This window comes from Acetoanaerobium noterae, from assembly GCF_900168025.1.
GTDB lineage: Bacteria > Bacillota > Clostridia > Peptostreptococcales > Filifactoraceae > Acetoanaerobium > Acetoanaerobium noterae.
This window is the reverse complement of record NZ_FUYN01000006.1, coordinates 74,893-92,574: the sequence shown is the minus strand read 5'-3', so window position 1 is coordinate 92,574 and position 17,682 is coordinate 74,893. Positions and strand designations below refer to the sequence as shown.

The 17,682-nt window shown below is 33.6% G+C and carries 18 protein-coding genes; 17 read left to right on the top strand and 1 reads right to left on the bottom strand.

Going from position 1 to position 17,682, the window contains the following annotated elements; genetic code table 11:
• Position 1: 1 nt before the first annotated feature.
• The 15 genes from B5X47_RS11160 (at position 2) to B5X47_RS11090 (ending at position 13,578) form a co-directional block, all read left to right on the top strand.
• A complete protein-coding gene (locus B5X47_RS11160) occupies positions 2-853 on the top strand; it encodes an AAA family ATPase (RefSeq protein ID WP_079590227.1) in 852 nt (283 codons plus the stop codon).
• 125 nt (positions 854-978) lie between these two features.
• Positions 979-2,181, top strand: coding sequence for a chromate efflux transporter (chrA, locus tag B5X47_RS11155; RefSeq protein WP_079590226.1), 1,203 nt, complete (start codon positions 979-981; stop codon positions 2,179-2,181).
• 23 nt (positions 2,182-2,204) lie between these two features.
• Positions 2,205-3,803, top strand: a complete 1,599-nt coding sequence (locus tag B5X47_RS11150) for an amidohydrolase (RefSeq protein ID WP_079590225.1) — start codon at positions 2,205-2,207, stop codon at positions 3,801-3,803.
• Positions 3,804-3,861: 58 nt separating this feature from the next.
• Positions 3,862-4,488: a nucleotidyltransferase family protein gene (locus B5X47_RS11145; protein ID WP_079590224.1), complete on the top strand. Its 627-nt coding sequence runs from the start codon at positions 3,862-3,864 to the stop codon at positions 4,486-4,488.
• Positions 4,489-4,530: 42 nt separating this feature from the next.
• A complete protein-coding gene (locus B5X47_RS11140) occupies positions 4,531-5,217 on the top strand; it encodes an AlkZ-related protein (RefSeq protein ID WP_079590223.1) in 687 nt (228 codons plus the stop codon).
• Positions 5,218-5,238: 21 nt separating this feature from the next.
• Positions 5,239-5,796, top strand: a complete 558-nt coding sequence (locus B5X47_RS11135; protein ID WP_079590222.1) for a GNAT family N-acetyltransferase — start codon at positions 5,239-5,241, stop codon at positions 5,794-5,796.
• A gap of 3 nt (positions 5,797-5,799) precedes the next feature.
• Positions 5,800-6,456: a pentapeptide repeat-containing protein gene (locus tag B5X47_RS11130; protein WP_079590221.1), complete on the top strand. Its 657-nt coding sequence runs from the start codon at positions 5,800-5,802 to the stop codon at positions 6,454-6,456.
• Positions 6,457-7,803 (top strand): B12-binding domain-containing radical SAM protein, encoded by a 1,347-nt coding sequence (locus tag B5X47_RS11125; RefSeq protein ID WP_079590220.1) that lies wholly within the window; start codon positions 6,457-6,459, stop codon positions 7,801-7,803.
• Between the two features lie 10 nt (positions 7,804-7,813).
• On the top strand, positions 7,814-8,269 hold the full coding sequence (locus B5X47_RS11120; RefSeq protein WP_079590219.1) for a hypothetical protein: 456 nt from the start codon (positions 7,814-7,816) through the stop codon (positions 8,267-8,269).
• 81 nt (positions 8,270-8,350) lie between these two features.
• The gene (locus B5X47_RS11115; RefSeq protein ID WP_079590218.1) at positions 8,351-8,860 is read left to right on the top strand and encodes a flavin reductase; all 510 of its coding nucleotides are present in this window, start codon (positions 8,351-8,353) and stop codon (positions 8,858-8,860) included.
• A 140-nt stretch (positions 8,861-9,000) separates the two neighbouring features.
• On the top strand, positions 9,001-9,846 hold the full coding sequence (locus B5X47_RS11110; RefSeq protein ID WP_079590217.1) for an ABC transporter ATP-binding protein: 846 nt from the start codon (positions 9,001-9,003) through the stop codon (positions 9,844-9,846).
• Positions 9,797-10,702, top strand: coding sequence for an iron-hydroxamate ABC transporter substrate-binding protein (locus B5X47_RS11105; RefSeq protein ID WP_079590216.1), 906 nt, complete (start codon positions 9,797-9,799; stop codon positions 10,700-10,702). The genes B5X47_RS11110 and B5X47_RS11105 overlap by 50 nt, the downstream gene beginning before the upstream one ends.
• A gap of 77 nt (positions 10,703-10,779) precedes the next feature.
• Positions 10,780-11,787, top strand: a complete 1,008-nt coding sequence (locus B5X47_RS11100; protein WP_079590215.1) for a FecCD family ABC transporter permease — start codon at positions 10,780-10,782, stop codon at positions 11,785-11,787.
• On the top strand, positions 11,784-12,791 hold the full coding sequence (locus B5X47_RS11095) for a FecCD family ABC transporter permease (RefSeq protein WP_079590214.1): 1,008 nt from the start codon (positions 11,784-11,786) through the stop codon (positions 12,789-12,791). The genes B5X47_RS11100 and B5X47_RS11095 overlap by 4 nt, the downstream gene beginning before the upstream one ends.
• A gap of 109 nt (positions 12,792-12,900) precedes the next feature.
• Complete coding sequence (locus B5X47_RS11090) at positions 12,901-13,578, top strand: DUF4386 family protein (RefSeq protein ID WP_079590213.1); 678 nt, start codon at positions 12,901-12,903, stop codon at positions 13,576-13,578.
• On the opposite strand, the gene B5X47_RS11085 is transcribed toward B5X47_RS11090, so the two are convergent.
• A complete protein-coding gene (locus B5X47_RS11085) occupies positions 13,568-14,410 on the bottom strand; it encodes a nitroreductase family protein (protein WP_079590212.1) in 843 nt (280 codons plus the stop codon). The genes B5X47_RS11090 and B5X47_RS11085 overlap by 11 nt on opposite strands.
• A 250-nt stretch (positions 14,411-14,660) precedes the next feature.
• Here B5X47_RS11085 and B5X47_RS11080 point away from each other — a divergent pair, with 250 nt between their 5' ends.
• Complete coding sequence (locus tag B5X47_RS11080; RefSeq protein WP_079590211.1) at positions 14,661-15,674, top strand: polysaccharide deacetylase family protein; 1,014 nt, start codon at positions 14,661-14,663, stop codon at positions 15,672-15,674.
• A 326-nt stretch (positions 15,675-16,000) separates the two neighbouring features.
• Positions 16,001-17,635, top strand: a complete 1,635-nt coding sequence (gene abc-f, locus B5X47_RS11075; protein WP_079590210.1) for a ribosomal protection-like ABC-F family protein — start codon at positions 16,001-16,003, stop codon at positions 17,633-17,635.
• Positions 17,636-17,682: the final 47 nt, after the last annotated feature.

Here is a 17,682-nt window from a genome sequence, read left to right as displayed (position 1 = left end):
TATGATATACTTAAGAAATTTTAGTTTTCCAAGTGAAGACAGAGAGTACAACTTTATTTTAGATGAGAAAAGAACTTGTTTTGACACCTTTTATCCCTTTAAAATATTATCCAAAAATGATTTTACTGAAATTGATTTTGAGCCAGTTACTATTTTATATGGAGGCAATGGCTCAGGAAAATCTACAGCCCTAAATGTGATCGCAGAGAAAATAGGGGCATCTAGGGATACAATTTTTAATAAAAGCAATTTTTTTAAAGATTATGTGGATATGTGTGATATAGATGAAGTAAAAGTAGCAGGTATAAAAAGGATAATAACCAGTGATGATGTTTTTGACTATATTCTCAATCTTAGAAATCTAAATGAGGGAATAGACAATAAACGAGAAAATCTTTTTGGAGATTATCTCGATGCAAAATATTCTGGTTTTAAGATGAAATCCCTAGAAGATTATGAAGAACTCAAAAAAGTAAATAGTGCAAGAAGTAAAACGATGTCTAAATTTATAAGAAAAAATCTTATGTCAAATGTAAGGCTATACTCAAACGGAGAGAGCGCTTATAGATATTTCATAGAAAAAATAACTGAAAATGGCCTGTATATTTTAGACGAGCCAGAAAACAGCCTTTCACCTAAAAGACAAATTGAGCTAATGAGCTTTATTGAAGACTCGGCTAGATTTTTTGGGTGTCAATTTATTATTTCTACGCACTCTCCGTTCTTGCTAGCCATTAAAGGTGCAAAAATTTATGACCTGGATGAAAGCCCTGTAAGTGTAAAGCCTTGGACTAGTCTTGAAAATGTGAGAACCTATTATGAATTCTTTAAACATCATGATTCAGAGTTTTAATTTTCAACCGCAGGAGATATATAACTTATATTTCATTGCGGTTTTTTATTTGATATTGTATAATTAAATCATAATTACGAAATTCGATATCGAATAACAATATAATTTTTAAGGATGGTGATGTTATGAAGAAAGTTCACGAAAATGTTAATTCACATAAAAATGTAAAGTGGAGCAGTTTTTTAAAGGATGTTTTTATTTGCTCACTCGGAGCATATGGAGGGCCGGAAGCTCATTACGGAGTTTTTACAGACCAGATGGTAATTAAGAAGAAATATTTAACTGAGGAAGAGCTAGTTGAACTTATAGCTCTTACTGGAATTCTTCCAGGACCTAGTAGCACTCAGACTCTTGTAGCCATAGGGCACAAGGTTGGAGGGCCTATGCTGGCGTTTCTTACTATGCTGGTGTGGTCACTGCCTGTGCTAGTTATTATGACTATTCTTTCTTTTTTGAGTCAATTACTTGGTACATTTCATCTATCTCAGGATGGACTTAGATATATAGGGCCAATGGCGGTAGGATTTATTATAGTTGCGGCTTATCGCATAGGGCGTAAGGTAGTAAAGGATAGAATTACACTGATGCTTCTTTTGTTTGGTGCGATTACGACTTATTTTATAAGAGCTCCATGGATTTATCCTCTAGTGCTTCTTATAGGAGGAGGGGTTAGCATTGTTACCTCAAATGAAAAAAATCTTTGGAATCATGTGAAGCTTGCTCCACCTTGGAAATATCTGATAGCATTTGCGATTTTTGCAGTAGGAGGAATAGTTCTTACGCTTACTACGGACAGCAAGCTAGTTCATTTATTTGAAAGCTTTTACAGATATGGATACCTAGTTATTGGAGGTGGTCAAGTGGTAGTTCCTCTAATGTATAGTGAGCTAGTTGAAGTAAATCAGTATATGACAAATCAAGAGTTTTTAACGGGGTTTGGTCTAGTTCAAGGACTTCCGGGGCCTATGTTTAGCTTTAGTGCTTATGCAGGAGGTATGGCAGCTAGAGGGCAAAGCACTCTTTATCAAATTTTAGGAGCCGCTGCAGGAGGTATAGGTATATTTCTTCCTGGACTACTTCTTATATATTTCATTTATCCTATATGGGAGAATCTAAAGCAGATAAAAGGAATAAAAATGTCGCTAAAAGGAATAACAGCTGTTGCAGGAGGTTTAATTTCAGTAGCTGCAGTTATTTTAATGCAAAAGAGTGGATTTGCTTTTGACAATGTTATAATTATGCTTATAACTGTTTTATTATTATTTACCAAAAAAGTTCCTGCTCCACTTATAGTAGTATTTACTCTTTTGGCAGGATTTTTAATTTAAGATTTTAAGGGAGATCTCTACTCATGAAGAAACTATATATTAATGGGAAAATTTATGTAGATAAAGAGCATTTTGAAGAATCAATGCTTATTTCTAATGGAATAATAGTAGCACTAGGTACAAATGAAGAGCTTATGAAGTATGAAGCAGATGAGGTGGTTGACTTACTTGGAAAGACTATGCTACCTGGGCTTAACGATAGCCACCTTCATCTTACCATGATGGGAGATTATATGAATATCTGTAATCTTACATCAGCAAAATCTATTGATGAAGTAGTTGGACTTGGGAAAAAATTTTTAGCTGAGCATCCAGATACAAAAGTGCTTATTGGCAAGGGCTGGAATCAGAATTCTTTTCAAGAAGGGGAAAGAAGGTTTATAAATAGGCATGATTTAGATAGAATATCTACTGATATTCCCATAGTTTTTGATAGGGTATGCATTCATGTTAGTGTAGGAAACACAAAGGCTTTAGAAATTTTAAATATAGATGAAACTACAAAAATAAAGGGTGGAGAAATTCAGCTAGGAGCTGATGGTAAGCCAAACGGAATTTTTAATGAAGGGGCAGTTAAATTAATTCAGTCTGTAATTCCTTCTAAATCTGCTGAGGATATTTCAAGAGATTTCATAAGGGCAATGGATTATGCAGTAAGCGTTGGTCTTACTTCAGTACAGTCATGCGACGTAATGTCAAAGGATTTTGAGAAAGTATTTAATGCGATTGATAATATAGTTAAGGAGAATAAGCTAAAACTTAGATATTCTCATCAATTTAACTTTCAAGATATAGAGGATTTTAAAGCTTACTTAAGAAGTGAGCATTTATATGGAGTTTATGATGAAAAAATGTATTCTAAAGGAGCACTTAAGCTTTTTAAAGATGGCTCGCTAGGAGCACGAACTGCGCTTATGAGCACGGGATATAATGATGCTCCCCATGAAACTGGAGTAGATGCACTAGACGATGATAAGCTTTATGAACTTTGCAAGCTAGCTCATGAAAACAACATCAGAGTACTTATTCATGCTATAGGAGACAAAGCAATTCAAAGCGTCATAGATGTATATGAAAAGCTCATAGATGACAAAAATAACATCTTAAGACATGGAATAGTACACAACCAAATAACTACAAAGGCTCAGCTTGAAAAAATAGCTGAGCTTGGACTTACTGTAATGTATCAGCCTATATTTCTACTATCGGATATAGCTATAATTAACGATAGAGTAGGAGATGAGCTAGAAAAAACCTCATATGCTTTTAACAGCTTATATCAGATGGGAGCACCTGTGAGCTTAAGCACTGATGCCCCAGTAGAAGACTGCAATCCATTTGAAAATATCTATGTGGCAGTTAACAGAATGCGTTTTGATTTTACTCCAAAAGGAGGATATTTCAAAGAGGAATGCATGTCTGTTAGTGATGCTATAGATGCCTACACCATAAAAAGTGCTTACCTAGAAGGCCAGGAAGACTTTAAAGGCAGACTGAAACCAGGATTTGTAGCTGATATGGTGATACTAGACAGGGATATATTTACCATAGATAAAACGGAAATTAAAGATATAAAGGTAGTTGAAACTATTGTAGGTGGAAATACCGTTTATAAATCGTAATTCCATTTATTGGATATATAAAGTATATTAAATTATATTAAATTATAGGGGTAACTAAATGGATGAAAGTTTGCTAATGGCATTAATTCAAACAATAAAAGCTAATAAAGAACTTATGAGAGTTTTAGATATTTTAGATGAAAATCAGTTTCAGGAATATTATATAGGTGCAGGAGCTATAGTCCAAAATATATGGAATAAAGCTACGGAAAAGCCTATAAATTATGGGGTAACTGATATAGATATCATTTATTTTGACTCAAAAGATTTAAGTGAGAAAGCTGAAGAGCTTAAAGCAAGTAGCATTATTGAGTTATTTGAATATGAAACTTTAAAGCTAGACATAAAAAATGAAGCAAGAGTACATCTTTGGTATAAGAATAAGTTTGGTTATGATATACCACCATATAGCTCCCTTGAAGAAGCCATTGATTCATGGCCAACTACTGCTACGGCAATAGGAGTAAGAAGAAATAGCAATGATTGGATAATATATGCACCTTTTGGTGTAAATGATATTTTTGATTTAAGATTAGTCCCTAACAACAGATTGATAACTAAAGAAATTTATGAGAATAAAGTAAATAAATGGAAGAAAGAATGGCTTGAGCTAAAATCTGAGGCGTGGAATGATAATAAAGTGCCTATTAAATACCCAGAGCCATTATCTATAATGATAAAATAGATTACATATAGCGAGTACGCATGAGCCAAGGAGGAGAAAAGCATGGACACGAAGTATAAAGATTTAAGGCTTAAAGAATACAATGAATTTATATCAGTAGTTGAAAGGCTTGGATTTATGACTCTATCAAACAACTGCATAGGATTTCCAAATCTTGAAAACATGACAGAAGAGGACCAGTGGCATACAGAGCTACCTTTTGATCCTTGGCGATGGAGAGTGAATATAGAAAAAGATAAGAAGGCTGCGTACGGGAAGTTATTTGATAAAAAACCAGGATATATATCTTTAGAATGGTATCCCAAATTTTTTGCAGCTAGAAGAAAAAGAAGAAGCTTTATGGATATGTATGAAGATGGACTTATGAGTATTTATGCCAAGCAAATTTATGAATTGTTTAATGAAGACAGCATATTGGCAGTTCATGAAATAAAGGCTATGGCTGGCTTTACTAAAGAATTAAATTCAAAGTATGAGTCTGCAATGATTGAATTGCAGATGGGGATGTTTATAACGGTTAATGGAACTAAGCAAAAAATAAGTGCAAAGGGAGAGCCGTACGGATGGCCATCAACTGCATATTCTAAAGTTGAAACATGGGCAAAAGAAATAGTAATCCTATCTGATAATATAAATCCTGAGGAAGCTAAAAAAGAAATTTTACTAAGAATTGAAGAAATAGTTCCTGATGTACAGCCCAAGAAAGTAAATCGATTCTTAGGGATTTAAGACTAGGAGAAGTATATTGCTATGAATAAAATATATGAAACTGAGAATCTGTTTTTAAAGGAGCTTGATAAATCATCAGCTAGACAAGTATTGGATTACTATATGAGAAACAAAGCTTTTCTTGAAGAGTGGGAAATAATTAGAAATGAAGAATTTTATACTTTAAATTTTCAAGAAAAACTGTTGGAAGAAGAGACAAGATACATAGAAAACAAAAATCTTGTGAAGCTATGGTTATTTAAAAAAGATGAAGAAGAAAAGGTTATAGGGTCAATTGCGTTTAATAATATAGTAAGGGGTGCATTTTTGTCTTGCCATTTAGGGTATAAGCTAGATGAAAATGAAATAAATAAAGGGTACATGACGCAGGCTCTTAATAAAGGAATTGATATAGTATTTAATGAACTTGGACTTCATAGAATAGAAGCTAATATAATGCCTAAAAATAAGAGGTCGCTTAGAGTAGTAGAAAAACTAGGTTTTTACAACGAAGGAATAGCATATAAGTACCTTAAAATAAACAACAGATGGGAAGACCATATACATATGGTACTAAGAAATGAGAGATTGGAGACATAACCTATGAACACTAAAAAAGATATAGTTAAGGTTGCAAAACCTAAATTAATGAGATTCATTGAAGAGATAAACAGTGAAGCTATAGATATTGAAGATGAATATGAAATGAACAATATATCATTTTCAGATTGTGAAATAAGAACAAAGACAGCTGACAAACTTAAGGTTGATGGAGTGATTTTTAGTAAAATGGATTTTAAGGATATTTTTCTTAAGTCTTTAGAGCTTACTGATGTAAGGTTTGAGAATTGTGATTTATCAAATGCAGATTTTAGCGGAGCAGTGATTCACAGAGCAGAGTTTATAAATTGTAAGCTTATGGGACTTAATCTTAATGAAGCCTCGCTAAATCATTTAACTATAAATCAGTGTAATTGCAAATTTATACTTATGAATTATGTAAAAATGAAAAATATAATTATCTCGGATTGTATATTTGAAAGTAGCTATATTCAAGAAAGCAAGCTGGATAAAGTTGAATTTAGAAATTGCAATTTTAAACAAAGTCAATTATCAGGAACCAGTTTGTCAGGAGTAGATTTAAGCGATTCTGAGTTTGAAGGTGCGGGATTTAGAGCAGAAGACCTTAAAGGAGCAATTGTATCAGCTACTCAAGCTGTCGATTTTTCGAAAATATTTGGATTGAAAGTGAAGGGTTAGATGAAGATAAAATTAATTCAGCCAGCAATGCTACCTAGACCTATGGACACTAAGCTTAAGACTAGAATGGCTCCTTCTCTAGCTTTGCTTACTCTTGCGAATCTAACTCCTAAAGAGCATGAAGTAATTATTGAAAATGAAAATGTAGAAAGTATAAATTTTGATGAGAAAGTTGATTTAGTAGCTATAACTGTAACTGTGGATGTTATGAATAGGGCTATAGAGATAGCAAAAGAATTTAGAAAGCGTAGCGTGAAGGTGGTTGCAGGAGGAATACATATCACAGCAGACCCAAAAGGTGCATATGGATATTTTGATGCAATTTGTATAGGAATGGCTGAAAGAATATGGCAGAGGATTTTATTTGACGCTCAAAACGATTCATTAAAGGAAATATATAATGATATGGCGAGCATAAGTGGACAAGAGATTGTATCTCCTGATTACGATATTATTGATAACAGTAAGTATTTATATACGAATATAATAAGTACAAGCAGAGGTTGCCCATTTGAATGTGATTTTTGCTATAATAGTTCTCAAAGTGTACATAAGGCTTATATTAATAGACCAATCGAGGATGTTATAAGAGAAATTAAGACTCTTAGGACAAGGCATATAATGTTTATAGATGATAATTTCATAGGAAATCCATCGTGGACAAAGAAATTTCTAGCACAAATAAAACCACTGGGTCTCAAATATAATGCAGCAGTAACCTCTAATATAGTAGATATGTCAGATATTTTAGATGACCTAAAGGAATCAGGATGTCAGAGCTTATTCATAGGGTTTGAAAGCATAAATGACAAGGCTATAGATAGTGTTAATAAGGTGCAAAATAGTGTAGGTAAATATGAAAGATTGGTTGAGGAGCTTCACAAAAGAGGAATAATGATAAATGCTAGTTTTGTTTTTGGGCTGGATGAAGATGATAGCTCAGTATTTGAAAAGACATTGGACTGGATAGTCAAAAATAAAATAGAAACAGTTACTTCGCATATTCTGACTCCGTATCCAGGAACGAGGCTTTATGAAAATTTGCATAAGCAAGGTAGAATAACAGACTTTGATCTTTCAAAATATAATACAGCAAACGTAGTATATAGACCTAAGAATATGACACAAGAGGAACTATATGATGGATATCTTTGGATTTATAAAGAAGTATATTCATTTAAAAATATAATTAAAAGATTGCCTAGCTCAAAAAAACAGTGGATCCCGTATCTAGCTTTTAATCTGCTGTACAGAAGGTTTGGAAAGCTAACAGAAAAAGTTTGTGAAATTATTTCGTTTAGAAGAGTAGGGAGCATAACGAGATGGTTTTCATATAATATAAAATAGGAGGTCAAGAATGATTAATTATTTTGTTATACTTATGCTACTGATTTTACTTGCAAAGCAGATTACATTTATTAGAAAGATTCAAATAAGGACCAAAAAGAGCACGTTTGAAATTGGTGTTTTTTCTGTAGCTTTAATAGCTTTAGCAGTACTTACAATATTTTTTGCAAAGGGCTATATGCATTACTTAATAGCTCTTACAGGGGCTTCTTTTTTGCTTATAAATTGGATGAAGCAAGGACTAGCAAGCTCTGGACTGCTGATAGTTTCTAGAGGAAAAGAAGAATATACATGGCGAGAAATATCAAGTGCAAAAATAAAAACTAGCGATAAAATAAATATAGATTTTTTTAATACTTCTGGCAGAAGAATAGCTTCTCATAGCTATGATATGAAATATTATAAAGACTTGATGAAGCTGTTACGATACAACAAGGTCAAGGTAGACGTCATAAAATCGGTTTAAATATCAGGCTAGTCTAGAGTAACTTTAAAAATAGTAAACTATAAAATTAACTAATCATATTTTAAAGCAGGAGCTGGTGACATGATGAACTATAAAGAGATTAAACCCATAGATTTAAATGAGAGCACGTTTCGCCTTATAGGTCATGACTGGATGCTAGTAACGGCTGCTCAAAATAGCAGGGTGAATACAATGACCGCATCTTGGGGTGGATTTGGAGTGCTTTTTAATAAAAATGTAGCTTATATTTTTGTAAGACCTCAAAGATTTACAAAAGAATTTGTAGATGGTTCAGACAGATTTTCTCTTACCTTTTTTGACAAAAGCTTTAAAAAAGAGCTTTCATATCTAGGAAATGCTTCGGGTAAAGATGAGGACAAGATAAGTAAAGCTGGACTCACTACTCTTTATTTGGGGGAAACTCCATATTTTGAAGAGGCAAGACTTACTTTGATTTGTAAAAAGCTATATGCTCAGGACATGACGCGTGAAAGCTTTATAGATGTAGATATGAGAAAAAAACACTATCCTGAAGAAGATTATCATACTTTATATATAGCTGAGATAGAAAAAATACTATTAAAAGATTAATATCTTGTTCTTAAACCGTACCTTTGGGTGCGGTTTTTTGTTTTATATCATTTACAAAAAAACAAATTAATACTATAATAGCTAGTATTGATAATCAATATCATATTATAAATATAATTAATTAGAAGATGGAGGGAGATATGTCAAGGCTATACACAGATGGAATCAATATAGGCTATGATGATAATTTGATTGTTAAGAATTTAAGTATTGAGATTCCAGATAAAAAAATAACTACAATTATTGGCTCAAACGGATGTGGAAAATCTACATTACTAAAAGCCATTACTAGAATAATTTCCCATAAGTCAGGAACTGTTGTTTTAGACGGCAAGGATATTTTAAAGGAAAATACTAGGGAGCTTGCCAAGAAAATGGCCATCCTTCCTCAAACACCTGAAGCCACTATAGGACTCACAGTAGGAGAGCTTGTGTCCTATGGAAGATTTCCATATCAAAATGGGCTTGGCAGATTGACAAAAAAGGATTTTGAAGTCATAGATTGGGCACTTGAGGTTACGGGAACAAAGCAGTATAAATTTCGTACGATTGATGCTCTATCGGGAGGTCAAAGACAAAGAGTCTGGATAGCAATGGCACTGGCTCAAGAAACAGATATAATTTTTCTCGATGAACCTACGACTTATTTGGATATGGCTCACCAGTTAGAAGTGCTTGAGCTTTTAAAGAAGCTAAATCTAGAGCAGGAAAGAACTATAGTCATGGTTCTTCATGATATCAATCAAGCTGCCAGATTTGCAGACTACATAATTGCATTAAAAGATGGTCAAATAGTAAAAGCAGGGGACTGTGAAGAAGTGATTACTAAAGAGGTACTTAAAAAGGTTTATAATATCAGCGCTGAGATTGGAAGAGATTCATTTACAAATAAACCTATATGCATTACATATAATTTATTAAAAGGAGAGACAGAAGATGAAGAAATTATTGATACCTATGATACTGGTATTTGCGTTAATTTTTAGTGCATGCACAGCAGAGCAGCCTAGTGAGATAGCAAAGGCAAAGACGATTACATACCAATCTGAAAATGGTCCTATTGAAGTACCAGCAGAGCCTGAAAGAGTAGTCGTAATAAATGGAGCAGTATCAGGAGCGGTTATGGCCATGGGAGTAAATATAGTAGGAGTTGATAGCTGGTCCAAGGATAACCCGCAATACGCCAAATATATTGAAAATGCTGAAGTTATAACTGATGAAAGTCTAGAGCAAATCATAGAGCTAGAGCCAGATTTGATTATTGCCGCATCTACAGATAAGAATTTAGACAAATTTAAGAGCATTGCACCTACTGTTTCATATACATATGGTAAGGTAGATTACCTAACTCAAATTCTAGAAATTGGAAAACTACTTAACAAAGAAGACAAGGCTAAAGCGTGGATAGAGGATTTCAAGGCAAGAGCTCAAAAAGCTGGAGAAGAGGTTAAGGCTAAGATAGGTGAGGATGCAACCATCTCTGTGATTGAAAGCTTCGAAAAAGAGCTTTATGTGTTTGGAGATAGCTGGGGCAGAGGAACAGAGATAATCTATCAGGAGATGAAGCTAGCTATGCCTGAAAAAGTCAAGGAAATGGCTCTTAAGGATGGTTATTACTCACTATCACTAGAAGTGCTTCCTGAGTTTGCAGGAGATTATATAGTTATAAGTAAAAATTTTGATGCAGAAAATGCATTTCAGCAGACAGAAACTTATAAAAATATTCCTGCTGTAAAAAATGGAAAAGTCATAGAGGTTAGTGCAAAAGAATTTTATTTTAATGACCCAATTACCTTAGACTATCAGTTAGAGGTCTTAACTGAGGCTTTGCTTTCTAAATAATATTATTACTCAGCAAGAGGAATTCTAATTTGAGGAATTCCTTTTGTCAATTTTATAAATAGGAAAGGGAGGCTAAAATGGTTGAAAGAGAACAGAATATGAATTTCGCTCTTAAGCTTATTACGGCGTTTTTTATTTTGATAGGAATGTTTACAGCCTCTATGGTTTTTGGAGCAGCAGATATTTCGCTAGAGGAGCTTTCAAAAGCACTTTTTACTAGGCAGGTCACTGACAAGATATTAATAATAAGAGAAATAAGACTTCCAAGAGAGATAGCTGCAATTTTTGTAGGCTCAGCTCTTGCAGTGTCAGGAGCTATAATGCAAGGAATCACTAAAAATCCTCTAGCAGATCCAGGACTTCTCGGACTTTCTGCTGGAGCAAATGCCGCCCTTGCCTTTACTATAGCTTTTGTTCCTAGAGCAAATTATTTTACCATCCTTATAGCGTGTATTATTGGCGCGGCTATGGGAGTTTTTATGGTTTTTGGAATTAGCTTTATGAAAAGAGGAGGGTTTTCTGCATTTAGAATAGTTCTAGCAGGGGCAGCTGTATCGACATTTTTATTTGCTGTAGCTCAGGGAATAGGCATATATTTCAAAATTTCAAAAGATGTTTCTATGTGGACTTCAGGAGCTATGATTGGGACTACATGGACTCAGCTTAAAGTAATCATTCCGTTTATAACAGCTGGAATAGTTACGGCGATGCTTTTAGCTAGGCAGCTTACGATACTTAGTCTAAGTGAAGAGGTTGCTCTTGGATTAGGTCAAAACACTACTAAGGTTAAGATGATTTTATTTGTAGTAATTGTTTTGCTTGCTGGCTCATCAGTAGCATTAGTGGGAAATATGGCTTTTGTTGGACTCATGGTTCCTCATATGGTCAGATTCATTGTAGGCAGTGATTACAGGTATATAATTCCAATGTCAGCTGTAGCTGGAGCCATACTGATGCTCTTTGCAGACACTCTTGGGAGGACTATAAATGCTCCATATGAAACATCTGTATCGGCTATTATTGCAATTATTGGGTTGCCCTTCTTCTTATTTATTGTAAATAAAGGGGGTAAGGCATTTTCATGATTGAACCAAATATAATAAGGAAACAACGGCGCACACTGGCTATTTTGTTAGTACTTACAGTAGCTACAGCTATTACTGGAATGGCAATGGGCTACGGAGCCTTGTCTTTTGATAGGCTTATTCCTACTTTGATTGGACAGGGGAGCTTCAAAGAAAGCTTTATACTTTTTTCAGTTAGACTTCCTAGAATAGTTATAACTTTATTAGCAGGTATGGCTCTGGCTTTATCGGGGTGCATACTTCAGAGCATAACTAGAAATGATTTAGCAGATCCTGGTATTATAGGAATCAACTCTGGAGCAGGAGTTGGAATAGCCATTTATTTCTTGTTTTTTCCTATTAATACGACTTCTTTTATATACATATTGCCTTTGGTGGCTTTTTGCAGTGCACTTCTTACTGTGCTTATAATCTATATATTTTCATATAAAAAAAATGAAGGAATTCAAACTACAAGATTTGTATTGGTTGGAGTAGGTCTATCTATGGCTCTGTCGGGCCTTATGGTTGTTATTATTTCATCTACAGAGCAAATCAAGGTAGAGTTTATTGCAAAATGGCTATCAGGTAATATTTGGGGTGCAGACTGGCCCTTTGTCTTAGCAATATTACCATGGTTAGTTGTGCTTATTCCATTTACTCTATACAAAGCAAACAGATTAAATATTTTGAGATTAAGCGAGCATGTGGCTATTGGAGTAGGGATATCAGTAGAAAAGGAACGACTTTCGATGCTGCTTGCTTCAGTTGCGCTTGTTGCATCAGCAGTTTCTGTGACAGGAGGAATATCCTTTGTAGGGCTCATGGCTCCACATATTGCAAGAAGCTTGGTGGGACCTAGAAATCAGCTTTATACTCCTATTGCTCTTGTGCTTGGAGGCTGGATGCTTTTATTTGCAGACACTATTGGAAGAAATATAGTTCAGCCTGAAGGCATATCAGCAGGGATAATGGTTTCTCTTATAGGAGCGCCATATTTTATTTATCTACTTGCAAAAAAATAATTTTATATTTGTTGACAGATGTTTTTCCTAGATATACTATGAAAAAAACTAATGGTTAAAACTAAGCTTGCTCATAGTCGTGGGTATAGATTCTAGGGGGGAATATCTAATGAAAAAGCATTCAGATGTAGATTTCAGACCTTTATTTAAACTAACTGAGTATCTTATTATTATAATGCTGCTGATTATTCCTATTCAAATCATAGTATTTAGCATTGCTCTTCCTCCAGATAGTGTCGTGGGATTTTTTGAATTATTTAGAGAGAATGCTTTTTTAGGTTTATTAAGCTTAGATTTTCTTTACTTAATTAATAATACAATTATGATAGTGCTGTATCTGTCACTTTTTATTGCTTTATATAGAGAAAAACCAGTTACTTCTCTGATTGCATTTGTTATAGGCCTAACGGGAGTTGTTTGCTACTATGGTTCAAACCCATCATTTGAGATTATGACTCTAAGTAAAAAATTCTTTGAAGCGAGAATGAGTGACCAGATTATATATATTGCTGCAGGAGAAGCATTATTGGCTGGATATTCAGGGACTTCATTTAATGTATATTATGTACTTAATACTATATGTCTTTTGCTATTTGCCTACATATTAATAAAGAGCCCAATATTCAAAAAAACTTTAGGATACTGGGCTCTTGCTTCAGGTTTCTTTATGATTATTCCATCATCTGTTGGAATGATAGGTCTAATATTTTCACTACTTTCTTTAATTCCGTGGATGGTATTTATAGGGCTACTTAGACTAGAATATAAAAATAAACTTAGTCTCTAATCCAAGAAAATGAATACTGAACATTTTCTGGAAGCTCTACTTCAGGAGCATTGCTAATTTCAAAATGGCCATTGATATTTTTATCTTTTACAGCAAAATCAAAATGAGCAGCTGCAATTCCCATATCAACTCTTTGTATATCATAGCTGAATCTATCACTATATCCAGGCTCTTTATATTCAAAGAAATGCCAGTTACCATCTTTAAGAACAATTCTCCAAGGCTGTTTATTTGATGCAGATGGTCCTAGGCGAACCATTTCAAGAGCAAAAGCCATGTCTTTTGCTTCTTCTTTAGTAATAGGAGAGCTGAAGTTTTCATTAAAAAATAGCTCAGACCACTCTTTACGCTGATCGGCTTGAATCATTTTTCTCATCTCAATTTCTATTTCATGCTTGTGGTCAGCTGGATATCCGTATGGAGTTATTATTGGGAAGATATCTCCTTCTTTTACTTTCATTGCCTCAGCAAAGCCAGCGCGGTCGAATGTACCACCTAGCCAGCAGGTTCCTAGTCCAAGATTAGCTAGATATAGCACTAAGGCTTCAAATTCATATCCAAGAGCCTCAAGAGCTTGCCCTTCAAGAGTAATAGTCGTTCCTATATATTGCTTTGCACCTTTTATAACGCCATAAGTACCAAGTTTCTCTTCGTTTTTCATACCCTTACTGTCTAAATAATGAAAATTTATCTTACTGCCAAAAGGATTTTCTAGAGAATCTATAAATGATTTTATAAGCTCTAGCTTTTCTGCTTCAATTTCCCTTTCCTGATAATTTCTTACACTGTATCTTTTAGTAGCTGCTTCTTCAATTGAAAAATTGATATTCATATTGTGATGCTCCCTTCGATTGATAAATTGCAAATTAAATTACATACAATCATATTGTACACAATTTAATTTACATTGACAAGAATAATATATTTTTTCTATGTTATTTATACCTATAAACTAAAATAATTAAAACTTTTGTAATGATTATTGCGTCTATTAGATATAGAATTAAATTACAAAGGAAAGGATAAGTCATGATGACTAGCAATATATATAAGCATATATAGCGTAAAGATAGGAGACGGATATGAGACAAAAGATAATGAATTCTTTTATGAAAATAACTAGTTTATGGATTGTAGCTGTAGTATTAGTAGCCTTTTTACCTTATTCTCAAGTATATGCACAGACAAAGGTATTAACTAGAGGAAATCCAAATTTGCCATATATGAGCCTTACTTTTGATGATGGAGGTTCAGTGGAAAATGTAAAATCTGTTTTAGAGACTTTAGATAGATATGAAGTCCATGCAAGTTTCTTCTTTTTGGGAAGCTTTATAGAGCAAAATCCCGAGCTTATGAAGGCAATTGCAGATAAAGGTCATGATGTAGGGAACCACAGCTATTCTCATCCTTATTTTACAAAGATTTCTTATAGCAAAATTATTAGCGAGCTCTCAAGTAGTGCGAATGCTTTTAAAAAAGCTACAGGCTATGATATGAAACCCTATGTGAGACCCCCTTATGGAGCTAAAAATAATACTGTACTAAATGCTATATCTGATGCAGGCTATACTCATACTGTTCTTTGGAATGTGGATACAAATGATTGGAAGAAAAAATCCTCAGACGAAATAGCAAATCATGTACTAAAAAATGCAGGAAATGGCAATATAGTGCTAATGCACACTATACCAAATTCGAACTCAGCAAAAGCCCTTCCTAAAATAATAGAAGGTTTGCAAAGCAGTGGCTATAAGCTAGTTAGTATATCTGAATTACTAGAAGCTTCACAATATACAGCTCCAAAGCTAGGGGTAGATGAAATTTCAGAAGTAGAGTTTTTAAACAATCTTCTTTATGCAAAAACAGGAAGCTTTCTCAGTACAACTGAGGATATTAAAAAATCCGCTACTGAATTGGGCCTAATAGAAGGTACTTCAAATATAAGCTTTAGTAAAGCATACACAAAGGAAGAAATGATAGCTATGATTAAGAAACTCTATCCTTTGAACTCTGATATAGACAAGAAATTTGCTAATGTTGAATTTAAAAAGTCGAATCTAGAACAAATAATTAAGCTTTTAAAAGAGCAAAGTTGACATGAGTAGCTAATAAAAGCTATAATCAAAGCGAAAAATAATTTAATGAAAGGCAAGGTAAATATAGCGATGAAGTAGACACCACTTTTTATAATTACACTAAAATACTTGTTGAAGCTCCCATTTAGGGATTAATTGACATGCATTTTATCAAATTATGAGTGGATAGTGTCTATAGCTAAAGTTATCTTGCTGATATAGTAGGTCTGTTTTTAATATACAAATTTTTAGGTGGAATATTTTGTAATTCACTATATATTTTGTATTTTAAAGCAGTTATTATATTTAGAATGCTATCCTCTCTTTCGACCAAGGGAGGATTTTTTATGCTGTTAATTGAGTTAAAAAATATAAAAAAATATTATGGAATTAGATTAATCTTGGATATACCTGAGATTAAGCTATATTCTGGAGACTGTATAGGAATAGTAGGAGCCAATGGTTCTGGTAAAACCACGCTTTTAGATTTGATGGCAAAAAATCTAGAGCCTGATGAAGGAACTGTAAATTTATATGATAAATCAGGGTATGTTTCTCAGCTTAAGCATTCTTTAGAAAAAGCCATAAGCTCAAAATGGGCGTCAAAATTATCAATACCAGATAAATGGTCAGATACTATGAGCGGAGGAGAAAAAACTAAATTCAAGCTTGCACTTGAACTAGAAAAAAATTATCCGCTTATGTTTGCCGATGAGCCTACAACTAATGTTGACATAGAAAGCATTTCAGTTATTGAAGAGATGTTTAAAGCATATAAGGGAACTTTAATTGTCATATCACATGACAGAAGTTTTTTGGACAAGCTTTGCACTCAGATTATAGAAGTCGAGGACAGTAAAGTTAAAATTTATAAGGGAAACTATTCTGATTATAAAGCACAAAAAGAGCATCAAAAGCTTCGAGCAGAGTTTGAACATGAAGAGTATATCAAGGAGAAAAAAAGGCTAGAGTCAGTAATGAGTCAGACAAAGCAAAAATCTCTTAGTATCAAAAAAGCACCTAAAAGAATGGGTAATTCCGAAGCTAGGCTACACAAAATGGGAGGGCAAAAGCAAAAAGCTAAGCTCGATAAGATTGCAAAGAGCGTTAAAACTAGGATAGAGCATCTAGAAATCAAGGAAAAACCCAAAACTCAGTCGAAAATACATTTTGATATACAAGGCTCAGAAAAATCTCACAGTAAAATCTTGATAGAAGCTAAAAAGCTCAATAAATCCTTTGCAGGTAGAGTGATTTTTAAAGATGCTGAGTTTGCAATAGAAAATGGAACTAAAACAGCAATAGTAGGAGCAAATGGCTCAGGAAAAACCACTCTTATTAACATGATATTAGAAAGAGATGAGCAAATAAAAGTGTCTAAAACTGCTAAAATCGGTTATTTTAATCAAGAGCTTAAAATTTTAAAGCCTGAGTTAAGTATAATAGAAAACGTCATGGAAAATAGCATCTATAAGGAGGATTTTGCAAGACTGTTACTAGCAAGACTACTATTTAGAGGAGAATCAGTATATAAAAAAGCCAAGGTACTAAGTGGCGGAGAGCTAGTCAAGGTGTCATTTGCGAAAATACTGCTAGAGGATATCAACATGCTCATTTTGGATGAGCCAACTAATTACTTGGATATAAGTAGCCTAGAAGTCATAGAAGAAGCATTAATAGATTACGATAAAGCACTTTTATTCGTATCTCACGATAGGAAATTTATCAGTTCGGTAGCAAATCAAATAATAGCTATAGAAGATAAGAAGCTGAAGCTGTATAGAGGTGGTTATGAGGAGTATTTATATCCTATAAATAAAGTAAGTAATAAAGAAAAAAATAAAGTAGAAGAAGAAATAATATTGAAGAATCGTATGGCAGAGGTTATAGGAAGATTATCAACTCAGATAAGCATAGAAGATAAAGCAAGGTTAGATTTAGAATATAATGAAATTTTAAATAAGCTTAGAGCACTTGGGTAAGGATAATCAAGCAATTATTATATTAAAATGGATAATTTGGGTATAAA

Bases quoted from the DNA above. Each gene is read 5' to 3' on its own strand.
- B5X47_RS11160 (WP_079590227.1), top strand. From the start codon at position 2: ATGATATACTTAAGAAATTTTAGTTTTCCAAGTGAAGACAGAGAGTAC.
- chrA (WP_079590226.1), top strand. From the start codon at position 979: ATGAAGAAAGTTCACGAAAATGTTAATTCACATAAAAATGTAAAGTGG.
- B5X47_RS11150 (WP_079590225.1), top strand. From the start codon at position 2,205: ATGAAGAAACTATATATTAATGGGAAAATTTATGTAGATAAAGAGCAT.
- B5X47_RS11145 (WP_079590224.1), top strand. From the start codon at position 3,862: ATGGATGAAAGTTTGCTAATGGCATTAATTCAAACAATAAAAGCTAAT.
- B5X47_RS11140 (WP_079590223.1), top strand. From the start codon at position 4,531: ATGGACACGAAGTATAAAGATTTAAGGCTTAAAGAATACAATGAATTT.
- B5X47_RS11135 (WP_079590222.1), top strand. From the start codon at position 5,239: ATGAATAAAATATATGAAACTGAGAATCTGTTTTTAAAGGAGCTTGAT.
- B5X47_RS11130 (WP_079590221.1), top strand. From the start codon at position 5,800: ATGAACACTAAAAAAGATATAGTTAAGGTTGCAAAACCTAAATTAATG.
- B5X47_RS11125 (WP_079590220.1), top strand. From the start codon at position 6,457: ATGAAGATAAAATTAATTCAGCCAGCAATGCTACCTAGACCTATGGAC.
- B5X47_RS11120 (WP_079590219.1), top strand. From the start codon at position 7,814: ATGATTAATTATTTTGTTATACTTATGCTACTGATTTTACTTGCAAAG.
- B5X47_RS11115 (WP_079590218.1), top strand. From the start codon at position 8,351: ATGATGAACTATAAAGAGATTAAACCCATAGATTTAAATGAGAGCACG.
- B5X47_RS11110 (WP_079590217.1), top strand. From the start codon at position 9,001: ATGTCAAGGCTATACACAGATGGAATCAATATAGGCTATGATGATAAT.
- B5X47_RS11105 (WP_079590216.1), top strand. From the start codon at position 9,797: ATGAAGAAATTATTGATACCTATGATACTGGTATTTGCGTTAATTTTT.
- B5X47_RS11100 (WP_079590215.1), top strand. From the start codon at position 10,780: ATGGTTGAAAGAGAACAGAATATGAATTTCGCTCTTAAGCTTATTACG.
- B5X47_RS11095 (WP_079590214.1), top strand. From the start codon at position 11,784: ATGATTGAACCAAATATAATAAGGAAACAACGGCGCACACTGGCTATT.
- B5X47_RS11090 (WP_079590213.1), top strand. From the start codon at position 12,901: ATGAAAAAGCATTCAGATGTAGATTTCAGACCTTTATTTAAACTAACT.
- B5X47_RS11085 (WP_079590212.1), bottom strand. From the start codon at position 14,410: ATGAATATCAATTTTTCAATTGAAGAAGCAGCTACTAAAAGATACAGT.
- B5X47_RS11080 (WP_079590211.1), top strand. From the start codon at position 14,661: ATGAGACAAAAGATAATGAATTCTTTTATGAAAATAACTAGTTTATGG.
- abc-f (WP_079590210.1), top strand. From the start codon at position 16,001: ATGCTGTTAATTGAGTTAAAAAATATAAAAAAATATTATGGAATTAGA.